The sequence below is a fragment of the Mesorhizobium sp. M1C.F.Ca.ET.210.01.1.1 genome (genome assembly GCF_004791585.1).
Lineage (GTDB): Bacteria > Pseudomonadota > Alphaproteobacteria > Rhizobiales > Rhizobiaceae > Mesorhizobium.
Genome location: NZ_SRUU01000012.1, coordinates 15521 through 31141 on the forward strand (window position 1 = coordinate 15521; position 15621 = coordinate 31141).

Genomic DNA, 15621 nt, shown 5'->3' on the forward strand with positions numbered 1-15621 from the left:
TCCGTGGCCTGGTTGATGGGCCGCATCCGGAAGGGAGGTTCGGATGACGCATCCGATCTTTGGGGCCGTGGCGGGGTCCACAGCATGAGCAACCGTCGCAAGCCGGCGAATGAACCGTCTCAACTCAGCCTGGAGACGGCGGCAGGGAAGCGCGGCCGCTCGCTCGCAGCGCTCGGCTACACCAAACCGCAAACCTATGAAGAGCTGCGCGCCGTGCTCTCCTCCGGCACCGTGCATTTCCCGAAGCGGCTGCGCCAGGTCGCCATCTTCCTGTGGCAGCATCCGAGCGACGTGGCGCTGGGCACCATCGCCCAGGTGGCCGACCAGGCCGGCGTGCAGCCCTCGACGCTGGTGCGCTTCGCGCAAATCTTCGGCTATGCCGGATTCTCCGATTTCCAGGGCCTGTTCAAGGACCATATGAAAGGCTCCTGGCCGGAACGCGTGGACGCCGAACGCCCGGCAGGACCCAACGCCGACCTGCATTTCCTCAACGGCATGGTCGGCGCCTCGCAGGCCTCGCTCGGCCGCATCGGCAGCGGCTTCGACATCGACAGCTTCGAGAAGATGGCCGACCTGCTCGCCGGAGCCGAGCTGATCTATGTCATCGGCAGCAAGCGCGCCTTCCCCGTCACCACCTATCTTTCGCTGACGCTGTCGCAGCAGGGCGTGCGCAATGTGCTGGTCGACAATGTCGGCTCGACCGCGCTCGACCAGGTCGGCTGCACCGGCCCCCGCGACGCGGTGCTCGCCGTCTCCTTCAGCCCCTACAACTCGATCACGCCGGACCTGGTTGCCGTCGCGCATGAGCGCAAGGCGCGCATCGTCACCATCACCGACAGCACCTTCTCGCCGCTGGTGAAACTCTCCGACACCTGGCTGGAGGTGGTGGAACAGGATTTCGCAGGCTTCCGTTCACTGGCCGCGACGCTCGCCGTCGGCATGGCTTTGGTCCACGGCGTCGTCACCCGCCGGACAGGCTGACGGGCGCGATTGACTATCGGGAACTTTCGTTCCATATTCGAAAAAATAGAAACTTTGTTCCGGGAGAAGGAATGGAGGTTCGGCTCGACGGCAAGGTGGTGCTGGTCACCGGCTCGACGCAAGGCATCGGCCGCGCGATCGCCGAGACGGCCGCGCGTTCCGGCGCTGCCGGCCTGCTGATCACCGGCCGCAACCGGCAACGCGGCGACGCTGTCGCGGCGGAACTGTCGGCCCTGGGCACGCCTGCCGCATTCGTCGCCGCCGACCTCAGCGATCCCGAGACCCCGGCGCAGCTCGCGCGGACCTGTATCGAGCGCTTCGGCCGCATCGACGGGCTGGTCAATGCCGGCGCTCTGACCGACCGCGCCTCCTTCGTCGACGCCGGCCTGGACGACTGGGAACCATTGTTCGCCGTCAACGCACGCGCGCCTTTCTTCCTGATGCAGGCGGCGATCGCCGACATGAAGAAGCGTGGTGAAGGCGGCGCCATCGTCAACATCCTGTCGATCAATGCGCATTGCGGCGCGCCGGAGCTTGCCGTCTATTCCGCCACCAAGGGCGCGCTGGCGACGCTGACCAAGAACGCCGCCAACGCCCATCGCTTCGACCGCATCCGCGTCAACGGCATCAATGTCGGCTGGACCGACACGCCGGCCGAACGCGTCATGCAGGCCGAGACGCTGGGCCTCGGTCCGGGCTGGCTCGACGCCGCCAATGCCGCGCAGCCTTTCGGCAGGCTGCTCTCGACAAGCGATGTCGCGAACCTCGCGGTCTTCCTGCTCTCCGACGCCGCCGGCCCGATGACAGGCGCGCTGATCGACCAGGAGCAATGGGTGATCGGAGCCAACCGGTGAGCCCAGCGCACGCCGCGAACCTCGGCCCTGCCCTGCTCGGCAACTTGCCGTCCGAGGTCCGCCAGCCGGCTTACGATCGAGCGGCGCTCAAGCCGGGCATCGCCCATATCGGCGTCGGCGCGTTCCACCGCTCTCATCAGGCCGAATACACAGACGACCTTCTGGCGAAGAATTTCGACCGCTGGGGACTGGTCGGCATCAATATTCGTCCGCCTTTGCTTACCGATACGCTTGGCCGGCAGGACGGCCTCTACACGCGGCTGATCCGCCAGAACGACGAGGTCGAGGCACGTGTCATCGGCAGCATCGTGGGCGTCGTCGACAGCCAGGACAATGCCGCGCCGGCGCTTGAGGTGCTCGCTTCCCCCGAGATCGAAATGGTCACCATGACGGTGACAGAGAAGGGCTATTGCCATGTCCCGTCGAGTGGCGCGCTCGACCTCGACCATCCCGACATCGTGCACGATCTCGCCAACCCGCAAGCGCCGCGCAGCGTGCCCGGCATACTAGCCAAGGCGCTGGAGCTGCGCATGGCCTCGCATGGCCGGCCAGTGACGCTGCTGTCCTGCGACAACATCCCGGCCAACGGCATCATCCTCGGCAACGCCGTGCGGACGATCGCCGAACGGCGCGACAAGAAGCTGGCGGACTGGCTTGCCGCCAACGTCGCCTTCCCTTCGGCCATGGTCGACCGCATCGCCCCGGCAACGACCGGGGCCGATATCGACACCGTGGAGCAGCGCTTCGGCTACCGCGACAGCGCCGTAGTCGTCGGCGAGCGGTTTCGCCAATGGGTGATCGAGGACCGCTTTGCCGGCCGCGTGCCGCGCTGGGACCTTGTCGGCGCGACCTTTGTCGACGACGTCACCCCGTTCGAGCATCTCAAGATGCGGGTGCTGAACGGCGCCCAGACCACGCTCTCCTATCTCGGCGTGCTCGGCGGCTTCGCGCACACTTTCGAAGCGATCGCCGACTCCCTCCTGGCGACCTTCATCCGCCGCATGCTGACGGAGGAGACGGTACCCACATTGATGCCTGTGCCCGGCATCTCGCCACAGGCCTATGTCGAGCAAAGCCTCGCGCGCCTTGCCAACACGGCGATCCGCCACCGCAACCACCAGATCGCCACCGACGGCTCGCAGAAGATCGTCCAGCGCCTGCTCAACCCGATCCGCGACCGCCTGGCCAAGGGCGATAGCATCGCGCTGCTGTCGGTCTCGGTCGCCGCCTGGATGGCCTATCTGATCAAGGCCTCCGCCCGCTTCGGCCGCGCCTGGCAGGTGTCCGATCCTTTTGCCGAGAGGGTTGCGGCGATCGCGGATCGCGTTGGCGCCGACAGCACGGAATTGGCCAATGCAATCCTGGCGATCGAGGCCATCTTCGACCCATCACTCGCCGCCAGCGACATGTTCCGCGCAAGTCTCGTCGCCAGTCTCGAGGGCCTGCTCTCAGACGATCCAATGGCCTTTGTCAGACATGTCTGCGCTGAACCAACAGATGCGCGGTTGAAGCGACCAGCGCGATCTGCATAGTACAAGAAGGGAGGTATCATGAAGCTTGGACTACTCACGGCACCATTTCCCGATACTGCACTCGGGGACGTTGCCGACTGGGCACGGTCGGTCGGCTTCGAGGCGCTCGAGATCGCCTGCTGGCCGAAGGCCTCCGGCGCCAGCCGCCGCTACGCCGGCACCAGCCATATCGACGCCGGCATCGCCGCGTCTGAAGCCAGGGACATCGCCGCGGAGCTCGCCGGCAAGGGCCTGACGATCTCCGGCCTCGGCTTCTATCCAAACCCCCTGCACCCCGACCAGGCGCATCGCGAGGCGGTCATCGATCACCTGAAGAAGGTGATCGTGCTGGCAAGCCGCATGGGCGTCTCGCTGGTCAACACTTTCTGCGGCGGCGATGCCTCGAAGACTGTCGACGCCAACTGGGAGGCAGCGCAAAAAATCTGGCCAGCGATCATCGCTCATGCGCGCGAGCATGGCGTCAGGCTCGCCTTCGAGAACTGCCCGATGATCTTCAGCTATGACGAATGGCCGGGCGGGCACAACATCGCCTACTCGCCCTATGTCTGGCGCCGCATCCTGGAGGCATGGGGCGGCGACGTCGGCATGAATTTCGACCCCTCGCACCTCGTCTGGCAGATGATCGACAAGGAGCGCTTCATCCGCGAGTTCGGCCCGCACATGCTGCATGTGCATGCCAAGGACCTGATGATTGATCATGATGGTTTGTACGAGCGCGGAATCCTTTCGGCTGGCATAGGCTGGCAGGTGCCACGCATGCCGGGGCTGGGCGACATCAACTGGAGCACCATCTTTTCGGGCCTCTATCGGGCCGGATATGACGGGCCGGTCATCATTGAGCACGAGGACCGGCGCTTCGAGGGGAGCGACGACAAGGTGAAGCGCGGTTTCCTGCTGGCCCGCGACGTGCTGCGGCCCTTCGTCAAATGAAGGAACACGGCCTGGGTCCGATGCGATCGGAACCCTGGAACTGCAACTGACAGTCAATGTGGAGGAGTACTGAAATGAAGAAATACCTGACCATGGCCCCGCTGCTTGCCGGCGCCGCCTTGCTTGCCTCGGTGGGCGTCTCGTCCGCCGAGGGCAAGTACACCATCGGCATTTCCAACACCGTGCAGGGCAACGGCTGGCGCGAGGAGATGATCTGCGCCATGAAGGCGCAGGCTTTGGCGTCCGGCGAGGTGGCGAAGCTCAACATCGCCCATCGCAACACCGACGCCGCCGGCCAGCTCGAGGACATCCGCAACCTGATCAGCGCCAAGGTCAACGCCATTGTCGTCAACCCGGCCGACCCGGCCGGCATCAAGGCGGGCCTGGAGGAAGCGACCAAGGCCGGCATCGTTGTCGTCGCCGTCGACCAGGCCGTCACCGAGCCGTCCGCCTACATTATCTCCAACAACCAGGAGCAGTACGCCTATCTCGGCGCCAAGTGGCTGTTCCAGAAGATGGGCGGCAAGGGCGAGGTGCTGTATATGCGCGGCGCCGCCGGCGCCTCGGCCGACAGCGACCGCGACAAGGGCTTCAAGAAGGCGCTGGCCGAATTCCCCGACGTGAAGGTCGCGCAGGAAGTCTTCACCGGCTGGCAGCAGGACCAGGCCAAGCAGCAGATCCTCTCCTTCCTCGCCACCGGAACGCCGATCAACGGCATCTGGACCTCCGGCATCGACAACGTGATTGTCGACGCGCTGGTCGAGCAGCAGGCGCCGATGGTGCCGGTCGTCGGCGCCGACAATGCCGGCTTCGTCGGCCAGTTGAACACGGTCAAGGATCTGGTCGGCGCGGCCGTCACCAATCCCGGCTCGATCGGCGGCGCTGGCGTCACGCTGGCGCTGCAGATCCTCGACGGCAAGAAGCCGGCGCAGCAGACCGTGCTGGTCGAGCCCCAGCTCTGGGAGAACGCCACCGATGCGGGCAAGGCCAAGCTCAAGGCGGCCGCCGATCCGTCGCTCAGCCCCGAGTGGCCGGTCTCGATCTCGATCCCGGACTGGACCACCTACACCAAGGACCAGATCGTCGCCTGCAAGGGCCCGGGCGAATAATCGTCCATTGACTTGAACCACGAGGGCGGCAGGTATCAACCTTGCCGTCCTCGATGCTTGAGCCGAGAACACCCGTTCTGATGACGAATGAATTGCCGAAAAGCCCATTGCTGGACGCCACGGGCGTCGCGAAGAGTTACGGCGCGGTGGCGGCACTGCGCAACGCCTCGCTGTCGGTGTTGCCGGGTGAAGTTCATGCGCTGATGGGCGCCAACGGCGCCGGCAAATCGACCTTGGTGAAGATCCTGACCGGTGCCCTGCGGGCGGACACCGGCCGCATCCTGATCCGCGGCGAGACCCGCGATGTCCGCTCGCCCGCTGCCGCGCGCCGCGCCGGCCTGCTGCCTGTCTATCAGGAGCCGGCGCTGATCCCGGATCTGGATGTCCTCTCGAACCTTCGCCTGACCGGCACGCCGGTCGAGCCGTTCCGCGCCTGGGTGCGCGAGCTCGGCATTCCCGACCTCGACATACGCGAGACCGCGCGCGACATTCCGCTGGCCGTCCTGCGCGTGCTCGACCTCGCCCGCGCGCTGGCCGTCGAGCCCGACGTGCTCCTGCTCGACGAGATGACCGCAGCGCTTCCCGCCAACCTCGCCGAAAAGGTGCTGGAAGTTGTGCGCCGACAGGGCGACAGCGGCCGCTCGGTCATCTTCATCTCGCACCGTTTCGTCGAGATCTCCGCGCTTTGCGACCGCGCCACGGTGCTGCGCGACGGCGCCACTGTCGGCGTCGTCGACATCGAGCCGGGCGTCGAGGAAAAGATCGTCGAGATGATGCTCGGTGCCCGCATCGAAAAGACCAGCGTCGCCGCCGCCAGGATGGCAAGCGAGGCGTCGTCCGTGCAGGATAGCCATCCTCGGCTTGTCGTGCGCAACCTTCGGCTCGGCACCAAGCTCAACGATGTCTCCTTCGATCTCGCCAATGGCGAGGTGGCCGGTGTCGTCGCGCTCGAGGGCCAGGGCCAGGATGAGCTCTTTGCAGCGCTTGCCGGCTCGATCCGGCCGGCCGGCGGCACGATCGAGGTCGACGGCGCGCCGGTGAAGTTTTCGCATCCGAGCGACGCGATCCAAGCCGGCATCGCTTATGTGCCTGGTGACCGGACCGAGGCGCTCGCCATGCAGCGCTCGGTGCGCGAGAACATCGCGCTGCCCTTCAGTGCAGCACTCCGCAAATGGGGGCCGATCCGGGTGCAGCGGGAACGCATGGTGGTTTCCAGCGCCATCGCCAGGCTGCAGATCGACACCCGCGCGCAGGGAGAGGTGCAGCGCCTTTCCGGCGGCAATCAGCAGAAGGTGACGATCGCCCGCTGGATCGCCGCGGACGCCCGCACCATCCTCTGCTTCGACCCGACCCGCGGCATCGATGTCGGCACCAAGCAGGAAATCTACAAGCTGCTGCGCGAGCTCGCGGGCCTCGGCAAGTCGGTGCTGTTCTACACGTCCGAGCTGGAGGAGGTGCAGCGTGTCTGCGACCGCGTCATCGTCATCTTCGGCGGTCGCGTCGTCGATACGTTCCCGGTCGAGCTTGCCGACGAGCCGGCGCTGATGCGGGCCGCCTACGGCCTGCCGCGCGGCGCCAGGGAGGATGTCGGCATCCTGGCCGATGTCAGGCCCGCCTCCGATACGGGGATCGCGCCATGACCCGCTTCCTGCGCCGCCAGGGCTGGGTCGCCGGCTTGCTCGCCTTGCTCATATTCCTGTTCGTCGTCACCAAGCTGATCCAGCCGGGCTACGGCAGCGGCGACTTCGGCTCGCTCGCGCGGGCAGTCTTGCCCTACGCTTTTGCAGTGGCAGCCCAGACCGTCGTCGTCATCGCCGGCGGCATCGACCTCTCCGTCGCCGCGATGATGGCGCTGACGAGTGTGACCGCCGCCTCGATGATGAACGGCGCCAGCGAGGAATACGCCTTCTTCGTCGTGCCCTTCGTGCTCACCATGGGGCTGGTGCTCGGCGCGCTGAACGGCTTCCTTATCGTTGTCACCCGTGTGCCGGATATCGTCGTCACCCTGGCAACCCTGTTCGTGCTGCAGGGGGCGGCGCTTCTGGTGCTCGACGCTCCTGGCGGCGGCGCCGCCGAGTGGCTGAAGGCAACCGTCGTCGGCACCATGCCGATACCGAACGTGCCTGACAATATTGACGCCTGGGTGCCGAAGGCGCTGGTGCTACTCGTCGTCTGCCTTTTCGTCATCTGGATCCCGCTCAGGCGCTCACGCCTCGGACCTTCCATCTACGCCATCGGCAGCGACGAGCTCGCCGCCTTCCGCAGCGGCGTGCCTGTGGCGCGCACCAGGATCGTCGCCTATGCGCTCTCCGGCCTGTTCGCGGCGCTTGGCGGCCTTTCGCTCACCATCAGCACCGGCATCGGCGCGCCGATCCCCGGCCCTTATCTGCTTGCCAGCGTCGCGGCGGTGGTCCTGGGCGGCGTCGCGCTTGGCGGCGGCAAGGGGGGGCTGCTCGGGCCGATCATCGCCGTCTTCGTGCTCAGGCTGGTGCGCACCGACCTCACGCTTCTCGCCATCGACCCCAACGTCACCGCCATCATCGAGGGCGCAATCATGGTCGCCGTCGTGATGTTCGGCGCCTTCATCACCATTCGCGGCCGCCCGGCAGGAGCAACGCCATGAGCTCAAGCGCGACCATGTCCCAGCCGGTCTCTTTCGGGCGGCGCCTGAAGCGCTTCATGGCGGACCGGCCGCTCATTCCGCTGATCATATTGCTCGTCATCCTCGTGGTTATCCTGCAGGCCCTGCGCCCCGGCATCGTCAACGAGCGCTGGATCGCCAACACGGCGAAGTTCGCCATTCCGCTGGCGATCCTCGCCGGCTGCCAGACCATGACGATGCTCACCGGCGGCATCGACCTCTCCGTCGGCACGGTGGCGACGATGAGCGCCTTCATCATGGCGACCCAGATCGTCAACCAGGATCCGGCGGTGGCATTTGTCCTGGCCATGCTGCCGGCGGTGCTGATCGGCTTCGTCAACGGCATCGGCGTCGGCGTCTTCCGCGTCCATCCGCTGATCATGACGCTTGGCACCAGCCTGATCGGCACCGGCTTCCTGCAGGTCTATCAGCGCACCGTGATCGCCTCCGGCGCCAGGATCCCGGACTTCCTCAACTGGCTGGGCACCGGCCTCACCTACGGCTTCCCCAACGCGCTCTTCCTGTTCGTTCCGGTGGCGGTGCTGATCGTCTTCACGCTCAACCGCACCGGCTTCGGCCGCCTGCTCTACGCCGTCGGCGACAATGAGCGCGCGGCACGCCTGTCCGGCGTCCGCTACTGGCAGGTGATCACGTCGCTCTATGTCATCTCCAGCCTGCTCGCCGGCATCACAGGCCTGCTCTATATCGGCCTGATCAAGGCGCCGTCGCTGTCGCTCGCCGAACCGCTGGTGCTGCCATCCGTGGCCGCAGCCGTCATCGGCGGCACCTCGATCTTCGGCGGCCGCGGCGGCTACACCGGCACCATCGTCGGCGCGCTGATCCTCACCGTGCTGACGACGCTGCTCACCATCCTGCACATGCCCGAAGGCGGCCGCCGTATCCTCTTCGGCTTCATCGTGCTGTTCGTGACGGCGGCGTATTTGAGGATCATCGAGGATCGGTAGGCGAAAGGCCCGCCGGTGCTTCGACGTATCACACCGCCAGTCTGCCCGGCTCTTCTTCTCCGGCATTTGGATCGCCCGGCGCCGTCGCCCAGGCGAGCTCGACCAGCGTGACCGTGCGCCGGCCGGTGCCGTCGACCTGGCAGACGATGAGGCCCTGCTCCTCGATATAGTCGAGCAGCCGCCGCGCCCGGCGCAGAGAATGCGAGCCGTAGGCGCGGGCGATCGCCGCATCGCTCGGGCAGGGCCAGCCTTCCTTTGCCGCCCTTGCGATCATCATGAACACGCCTTGCATGTCCTCCGGCAGCAGCGAGGCGCGCACCGAGACGTCCCGCCACGCATCGTCCTCGGCCATGTCGGAGCCGACGCCGGCGCGGGCGCGTGTCAGCATGCGGCGGAACTCCGACAGGTCGGGCACGACCGAAGCGAGCCCCTCGATCCGGCAGCGGACCACGAATTCCTGGTAAAGCACGCCGATGACGCGGAACCCGGCATCGGGCTCGGCCAGGATGGCACGCAGGATGCGGTCCATCCGCTCGCGCCGCTCGGCAAGGTCCTCGGCGCTGGGCTGCGGCTCGGCGGGCTCAGGACGGATGTCCAGCGGCGCGGCCTTGGCCGCCATCAGCTGATCGAGCAGGTCCGGCGAGGGCCGGCGCTGCGGCCGCACGGTCTCCGGCGGCGGCGCCGCAAGGATGATCGAGCGCGCATCCTCCAGCGCCGCCTCTGGCAGCGGCATCAGCCGCGGCGTGCCGTTGCGCGGGCTCGTCTCGGTCGATCCGATCCGCAAGCTCAGCGGACGGCGGGACAGCGCGGGCCCGAGCGCCATGAAATGCCCGCGCTCCAGGTCGCGAAACGATTCCGCCTGCCGCCGCTCCATGCCAAGCAGGTCGGCGGCGCGCGCCATGTCGATGTCGAGGAAGGTGCGGCCCATCAGGAAATTCGACGCCTCCGCCGCGACGTTCTTGGCGAGCTTTGCCAGCCGCTGCGTGGCGATGATGCCGGCAAGGCCGCGCTTGCGGCCGCGGCACATCAGATTGGTCATGGCGCCCAGCGAAAGCTTGCGCGCCTCGTCCGACACCTCGCCGGCGGCGGCGGGCGCGAAAAGCTGCGCCTCGTCCACCACCACCAGCATCGGATACCAATGGTCGCGCGCGACCTCGAACAGGCCGCCGAGGAAGGCGGCGGCACGCCGCATCTGGTTCTCGGCGTCGAGCCCTTCGAGGTTGAGCACCGTCGAAACGCGGTGGATGCGCGCCCGCTCGCCGGCCGCTTGCAGGCCGCGCTCGGTATGCTCCTCGGCATCGATCACCAGATGGCCGTAGCGCTCGCCGAGCGAGACGAAATCGCCTTCCGGGTCGATGATGGTCTGCTGCACCCAAGGCGCGCTCTGTTCGAGCAGACGGCGCAACAGATGCGACTTGCCCGAGCCCGAATTGCCCTGCACCAGCAGGCGGGTCGCCAGCAGTTCCTCAAGGTCGAGGGCCGCCGGCGCGCCTGCCGTCGTCTGCCCCATCTCGATCGCAACCGTCATCTCTCGACTCGACTAGTCTCCCTGCGCGGGAGGGGCTTAGCAACCCGAGCGCGACGCGTCGAGCGGACGGCGCGGCCGGCGGCCCGGTGTTCCACACCTAACGCATGTCGCCCAAAGCATGCCCTCGGGCTCGACCCGAGAGCGCGCGGCGGATTTGGGAAAACGAACATGCGTAATGCAAAGATTTGCAGCGCGTTGCCTGAATCCGTTCAGCGCGACGCGCTTTGAGGCGCAACTGGCGGCAGGCTGTCGCCAATCGCACTGGTCGGACCACCATTTCGCTGGCGCAATCCAGCCATCGGCGTATCATCCTTTCAGGGAGGGTTCATGGCAGGAGGAGGCCGATGAACGTCGCTGCGGAACTGCCCGTCACGGACCCGACGGTGCAAGATCTTGTTTCGTCTGCCCTTTCGAAATTTCGCGCCGGCGACACCATCTCGACCCGGGCGATGCTTGACGCCATCCGCCAAACCGATCCCGCCTGCGAGGACAGCGACGACCGTCTTGTCGAACTGATCGTCATGGCCGCCGTTGGTAAGACAATGGGCGTCGTGTTCGACCATCGCTCGCCCGACGAGCGGTTGCCGCGCCTGTTCTAGGAGGCTGACGCCTCCTCGAGTTGTCATCCTTGGGCGCAGCGACGCGAAGCGACCCCTAGCTTCCCAGCGGGTAGGGCATGTAGCCGACAAAGCCGGCGATCTTCCAGCGGCCGCCAACCTTGCGGCAGAAATACAGCGTCTGCCATTTGAGGCGGTCAACGCCGCCGTCCGCCTTGGCGACAGAGCCATCGAATTTCTTGTGCAGCACCGCCCGGTCGCCATCGACGTCGATGTCGCGCATGTTGGTGACGCGAAACAGCGCCTCGCGCAGCGGCTCCGCGAATTTCGTCGCCGCGGTCTCCTTGGCCTGCCGCAGCCATTCGTCGCGATACACTTCCAGCCTCGGAAACTGCAGCCGCCAGGCGTCGGCATTGGCAAGGAAATGCGCATGCATGCCGAAGAAGCTCTCGGCGGTGAAATCGTCCTCGACCATCGACCAGTCCTGGCCGAGGAAGGCATCGATGTCGCGCCGCACCAGCATTTCCCACAGCGCGTGGCGGTCGGCATCGCCTTCCGGAAACGGATTCTTGTCGAAGGTCATCGGATCACCCCTCTCTCATACGTGATTGGCCGGCTTTGAGGGCGCAGGATGCTCAGGCTTCTTGTAATAAAGCAACATGGATTTTTCGAAAAAATGTTGCTTTCCGACATTGCTCTGTGTGGAGCACGCCGATAAGCGTAGGCGGCTATAAGAGCGGCCCATCCGGTCGACAACAGGAGGCTCATTTGTCCAAGCAATGCTTTGGAAAGTCGCATGTCCCGCTCTCGCCCGCCGTACGGGCCGGCGATTTCGTCTATGTCTCCGGCCAGGTGCCGGTGGGAAGCGACGGCCTCGTGGTCAAGGGTGGGATTACAGAGCAGGCCGAGCAGGTGCTGCAGAACGTCAAGGCGGCGCTGGCGCTTGCCGGCTGCAGCATGGACGATGTGGTAAAGACCACCGTCTGGCTCGAGGACGCCCGCGACTTCGGCGCCTTCAACACGGTCTATGCCAGGCACTTCCCGAAGGACCCGCCGGCGCGCACAACGGTGGAGTCCCGCCTGATGATCGACATCAAGATCGAGATCGAAGCCGTCGCTTACCGGCCGGCCTGATCACGAAACGATAGCGAGGAGGCGCCGATGCAGTTCGACCTGCTGATCAAGGGCGGCCGTGTGATCGACCCGGCCTCCGGGTTGGACGCGCAGCGCGACGTCGCCATCGTTGATGGCCGTGTCGCGGCGATCGACGCGGCCATCGATGCCGAGACCGCCGGTGAGGTCGTCGACGCAAGGGAGTGCATCGTCGCGCCAGGCCTCGTCGACCTGCACAGCCATGTCTATTGGGGCGGCACCTCGCTCGGCGTCGACGCCGACCGGCTCGCCGCCAAGAGCGGCACCACCACCTTCATCGACGCCGGCAGCGCCGGCGCCGGCAATTTCCTGGGCTTTCGCCGCCACGTCATCGAGCGCTCGAAAGTCCGCATCCTCGCTTACGTCAACATCTCCTTCGCCGGCATATTCGGCTTCGCCAAGACCGTGTCGGTCGGCGAATGCAGCGACCTCAGGCTCTGCGAGCCGCGCGAGACGGTCGCCGCCGTGCGCGAGCACGCCGACGTCGTCGTCGGCGTCAAGGTCCGCTCCGGCCGCCATGCAAGCGGCACCAGCGGCATCGCGCCGGTCGACCTCGCGCTGGAAGCGGCCGACAGGGCCGGCCTGCCGCTGATGGCGCATATAGACGAACCGCCGCCCGGCCGCTCGGAAGTGCTGCCGCGCCTGCGCCGCGGCGACATCCTCACCCACTGCTTCCGTCCCTTCCCCAACGCGCCGGTTTTCGCCTCGGGCGCCGCGCGCCCCGACATGCGGCTTGCGCGCGAGCGCGGCGTCATCTTCGACATCGGCCATGGCATGGGCTCCTTCGACTTCGAAGTCGCGAAAGCGATGCTTGCCGAAGGCCTCGCGCCCGATGTCATCTCGAGCGATGTGCACCTCTACTGCGTCGACGGACCGGCCTTCGACATCCTCGTCTGCATGTCGAAGCTTTTGGCGCTGGGCATGCCGTTTACCGAGGTGCTGCGCGCGGCGACGCAGCGGCCGGCCGAGGCAATCGCCAGGCCGGAGCTCGGCACGCTGAAGGTTGGCGGCATCGGCGATGTCGCCGTGCTCAGGTTGAAGCAGGGCCGCTTCACCTTCGTCGATGCAGTCGGCGCTTCGCTGGTCGCGGATCAGCGGCTGGTCTCAGAGGGCATCGTCCTCGGCGGCAAATGGTGGCCGAACGAAGCGCCCGACCACAACGAGACCGAGCGCTTCGAGGCGCATGCGCATCATACGCATGTGGAGGTTACGGCCAGGCATTTTGGCCCCTCGTCATCCTAGCGCGGAGCGACGCGAAGCCGAGCGTAGACCCTAGGATGACGAACGCTAGGTTCGCGAATTGCTCGGCTTGCCATACACCGGCGTCGGGATGCCTTCCATACGCGCCTTGAGCTGCAGCGCCACGAATTTCGAATAGAAGCGCGACAGCGCGAGGTTGCCGCCGTGGAACCATAGCGCCTCCTGCGCCGTCGGCTTCCACATGTTGCGCAATTCGCCCTGCCAGGGGCCTGGATCGCCCTTGACGCCGGAGCCGAGACCCCAGCACGGACCGACCTTGTCGGCCACTTCGCGCGAAACGACTCCCGCCACCGTCTCGTTCATCGACTGGTAGCCCGTGCAGCAGACGATCGCGTCGACCGCAAGCTCGCTGCCGTCCTCGAACAGGATGCCGCTCGGCGTCAGCGACTTGATGCCGACGCCGCTCTTCACCGCGATCTCGCCGTTCAGGATCAGCTCGCAGGCGCCGACGTCGATGTAGAAGCCCGAGCCGGTGCGGTAGGCCTTCATCAGCAGGCCGGTTTCGTCCTCGCCGAAATCGATTGCGAAGCCGCTGTCGCTGAGGCGCTTGTAGAAGTCAGCGTCGCGCTCGCGGATGACGTCATAGAGCGCGCGCTGACCCTTCGGCACCAGCGCGAACGGTGTCGAGGCGACGATCATGTCGGCCTTGTCGGTGGTGATGCCGCGCGCCAGCGCCTTCTCCGAAAAGATCTCGAAGCCGACTTCCATAAGCGTGTCCGACTTCACCACGGTCGTCGGCGAGCGTTGCACCATGGTCACCTTGGCGCCCGCCTCCCAGAGATCGACGCTGACATCATGGCCGGAGCTCGCCGCGCCGATCACCGCGACGCGTCTGCCGCGGAATTTCTCGCCGGTGGAATATTGGCTCGAATGCAGGAGCTCGCCCTTGAAGGCATCGGCGCCCGGCAGCGCGATCTGCCGCGGCGGCCCGTAGGCGCCGGTGGCGAAGACGATGTGCTTCGGCTTCAGCGTGATGCGCTGGCCGACCCGGTCGACCACCACGGTCCAGACCTTTTCGGTCTCGTCATAGGCGGCGCTGATGCATTTGGTCGAGACCCAATAGTTCAGCTCCATGACGCGGGCATACATTTCCAGCCAGTCGCCCATCTTGTCCTTGGGCGTGAACACCGGCCAGTTCTCCGGGAACGGAATGTAGGGCAAATGGTCGTACCAGACCGGATCGTGCAGCACGAGCGAGCGGTAGCGGTTGCGCCAGGAATCGCCGGCGCGCGCGTTCTTCTCGATGATGACGGTTGGAACGCCGAGCTGCCGCAGCCGGGCGCCGAGCATGATGCCGCCCTGGCCGCCGCCGATCACTAGGCAATAGGGCTGCTCGTACACGCCAAGATCGCGCGCCTCGCGCGCTCTTTTCTCCGCCCAGGTCTCGCGCTCGGGATCGGCCTTGTGGCGAATGCCGAGCGGTCGAGCCGGACCCTTCCGCTCCTCGAAGCCCTTGAGCTCGCTCATCGCCGTGAACAGCGTCCGGCAGCGGCCGTCCTTGAGCCGCAGGATGCCCTCGCCCCGCGCCACGGCCGTCTCGAAGCTGAACCAGGCCTCGACGATGCCGTCGTCGACGCTCGCCTCTCCCGACAGGCGCCAGTGCGACGGCCTGGCCGCAGTCAGCGTCGCCTTCAGCATCTCTCGGACCGCCGCCTGGCCCTCCATGGTCTTTATGTTCCATGTGAAGGTCAGCAGATCGCGCCAGTAGCAATCCTCGATGAAAAGGCTGGTCGCCGCCTCGATGTCGCCGGCCTCGAGCGCCCGGCCGAACGAACCGAGCCAGGTTGCCGCCTGTTGCGATGGTGCGATGTCGAGCATTCTTCCTCATTCCCCTGGATTACGCAGATCGTAGCCGCATGACTGTCAGCTTCGGGCATTGGGCAGCCATTCCCAGCCGCCCGCTGGCCGGCTTCGCCTTCGTGCGTCCAAGTCACGTGCTTGCGCGCCATCGATTGCGACCCGCCTCAAGCCGCCGTGTAGGAAAGTAGCATAGCAAGTAAGATAGCCACAGATTGATTTGCGGACTGCGCTGCTTCGGCTCCTTGACCCATCATGACCTCGAGGCGGCTTTGCTTGCCACTCGGATGCCGGAGCAGCCGGCAGTGGAAACAT

General features: G+C 66.2%; 14 protein-coding genes. 11 read left to right on the top strand and 3 right to left on the bottom strand.

Annotated features, from left to right (window positions below; all coding sequences use genetic code 11):
- The first annotated feature begins 84 nt into the window (after window positions 1-84).
- The 8 genes from EN853_RS15360 (at window position 85) to EN853_RS15395 (ending at window position 9012) form a co-directional block, all read left to right on the top strand.
- On the top strand, window positions 85-981 hold the full coding sequence (locus EN853_RS15360) for a MurR/RpiR family transcriptional regulator (RefSeq protein WP_189343886.1): 897 nt from the start codon (window positions 85-87) through the stop codon (window positions 979-981).
- A gap of 71 nt (window positions 982-1052) precedes the next feature.
- Complete coding sequence (locus EN853_RS15365; protein WP_127860612.1) at window positions 1053-1835, top strand: SDR family oxidoreductase; 783 nt, start codon at window positions 1053-1055, stop codon at window positions 1833-1835.
- Complete coding sequence (locus EN853_RS15370) at window positions 1832-3367, top strand: mannitol dehydrogenase family protein (RefSeq protein ID WP_245517032.1); 1536 nt, start codon at window positions 1832-1834, stop codon at window positions 3365-3367. The genes EN853_RS15365 and EN853_RS15370 overlap by 4 nt, the downstream gene beginning before the upstream one ends.
- A gap of 18 nt (window positions 3368-3385) precedes the next feature.
- Complete coding sequence (locus EN853_RS15375; protein WP_127860614.1) at window positions 3386-4297, top strand: sugar phosphate isomerase/epimerase; 912 nt, start codon at window positions 3386-3388, stop codon at window positions 4295-4297.
- A 74-nt stretch (window positions 4298-4371) separates the two neighbouring features.
- On the top strand, window positions 4372-5406 hold the full coding sequence (locus tag EN853_RS15380) for an ABC transporter substrate-binding protein (RefSeq protein ID WP_127860615.1): 1035 nt from the start codon (window positions 4372-4374) through the stop codon (window positions 5404-5406).
- 92 nt (window positions 5407-5498) lie between these two features.
- Window positions 5499-7046, top strand: coding sequence for a sugar ABC transporter ATP-binding protein (locus EN853_RS15385; protein WP_127860768.1), 1548 nt, complete (start codon window positions 5499-5501; stop codon window positions 7044-7046).
- Complete coding sequence (locus EN853_RS15390; RefSeq protein WP_127860616.1) at window positions 7043-8029, top strand: ABC transporter permease; 987 nt, start codon at window positions 7043-7045, stop codon at window positions 8027-8029. Before EN853_RS15385 ends, EN853_RS15390 begins: the two co-directional genes overlap by 4 nt.
- On the top strand, window positions 8026-9012 hold the full coding sequence (locus tag EN853_RS15395; protein ID WP_127860617.1) for an ABC transporter permease: 987 nt from the start codon (window positions 8026-8028) through the stop codon (window positions 9010-9012). Before EN853_RS15390 ends, EN853_RS15395 begins: the two co-directional genes overlap by 4 nt.
- Window positions 9013-9040: 28 nt before the next feature.
- On the opposite strand, the gene EN853_RS15400 is transcribed toward EN853_RS15395, so the two are convergent.
- Complete coding sequence (locus tag EN853_RS15400) at window positions 9041-10540, bottom strand: ATP-binding protein (protein ID WP_127860618.1); 1500 nt, start codon at window positions 10538-10540, stop codon at window positions 9041-9043.
- A gap of 344 nt (window positions 10541-10884) precedes the next feature.
- On the opposite strand from EN853_RS15400, the gene EN853_RS15405 reads away from it, so the two are divergent.
- On the top strand, window positions 10885-11139 hold the full coding sequence (locus tag EN853_RS15405) for a hypothetical protein (RefSeq protein ID WP_127860619.1): 255 nt from the start codon (window positions 10885-10887) through the stop codon (window positions 11137-11139).
- Between the two features lie 55 nt (window positions 11140-11194).
- On the opposite strand, the gene EN853_RS15410 is transcribed toward EN853_RS15405, so the two are convergent.
- Window positions 11195-11680, bottom strand: a complete 486-nt coding sequence (locus EN853_RS15410) for a hypothetical protein (protein ID WP_127860620.1) — start codon at window positions 11678-11680, stop codon at window positions 11195-11197.
- Between the two features lie 185 nt (window positions 11681-11865).
- Between EN853_RS15410 and EN853_RS15415 the strand changes: the two genes are divergently transcribed.
- Together EN853_RS15415 and EN853_RS15420 are read left to right on the top strand one after the other, a co-directional pair.
- The gene (locus EN853_RS15415; RefSeq protein WP_127860621.1) at window positions 11866-12231 is read left to right on the top strand and encodes a RidA family protein; all 366 of its coding nucleotides are present in this window, start codon (window positions 11866-11868) and stop codon (window positions 12229-12231) included.
- A 27-nt stretch (window positions 12232-12258) separates the two neighbouring features.
- The gene (locus tag EN853_RS15420) at window positions 12259-13491 is read left to right on the top strand and encodes an amidohydrolase/deacetylase family metallohydrolase (RefSeq protein WP_127860622.1); all 1233 of its coding nucleotides are present in this window, start codon (window positions 12259-12261) and stop codon (window positions 13489-13491) included.
- Between the two features lie 45 nt (window positions 13492-13536).
- Here the strand turns inward: EN853_RS15420 and EN853_RS15425 are convergent, their stop codons facing one another.
- Window positions 13537-15327, bottom strand: coding sequence for an NAD(P)/FAD-dependent oxidoreductase (locus EN853_RS15425; RefSeq protein ID WP_127860623.1), 1791 nt, complete (start codon window positions 15325-15327; stop codon window positions 13537-13539).
- Between the last annotated feature and the right edge of the window lie 294 nt (window positions 15328-15621).

What these genes read in the sequence shown, in the direction of transcription:
- EN853_RS15380 (WP_127860615.1), top strand. Translation starts at nt 4,372, where the DNA reads ATGAAGAAATACCTGACCATGGCCCCGCTGCTTGCCGGCGCCGCCTTG.
- EN853_RS15360 (WP_189343886.1), top strand. Translation starts at nt 85, where the DNA reads ATGAGCAACCGTCGCAAGCCGGCGAATGAACCGTCTCAACTCAGCCTG.
- EN853_RS15375 (WP_127860614.1), top strand. Translation starts at nt 3,386, where the DNA reads ATGAAGCTTGGACTACTCACGGCACCATTTCCCGATACTGCACTCGGG.
- EN853_RS15420 (WP_127860622.1), top strand. Translation starts at nt 12,259, where the DNA reads ATGCAGTTCGACCTGCTGATCAAGGGCGGCCGTGTGATCGACCCGGCC.
- EN853_RS15410 (WP_127860620.1), bottom strand. Translation starts at nt 11,680, where the DNA reads ATGACCTTCGACAAGAATCCGTTTCCGGAAGGCGATGCCGACCGCCAC.
- EN853_RS15425 (WP_127860623.1), bottom strand. Translation starts at nt 15,327, where the DNA reads ATGCTCGACATCGCACCATCGCAACAGGCGGCAACCTGGCTCGGTTCG.
- EN853_RS15395 (WP_127860617.1), top strand. Translation starts at nt 8,026, where the DNA reads ATGAGCTCAAGCGCGACCATGTCCCAGCCGGTCTCTTTCGGGCGGCGC.
- EN853_RS15390 (WP_127860616.1), top strand. Translation starts at nt 7,043, where the DNA reads ATGACCCGCTTCCTGCGCCGCCAGGGCTGGGTCGCCGGCTTGCTCGCC.
- EN853_RS15405 (WP_127860619.1), top strand. Translation starts at nt 10,885, where the DNA reads ATGAACGTCGCTGCGGAACTGCCCGTCACGGACCCGACGGTGCAAGAT.
- EN853_RS15400 (WP_127860618.1), bottom strand. Translation starts at nt 10,540, where the DNA reads ATGACGGTTGCGATCGAGATGGGGCAGACGACGGCAGGCGCGCCGGCG.
- EN853_RS15365 (WP_127860612.1), top strand. Translation starts at nt 1,053, where the DNA reads ATGGAGGTTCGGCTCGACGGCAAGGTGGTGCTGGTCACCGGCTCGACG.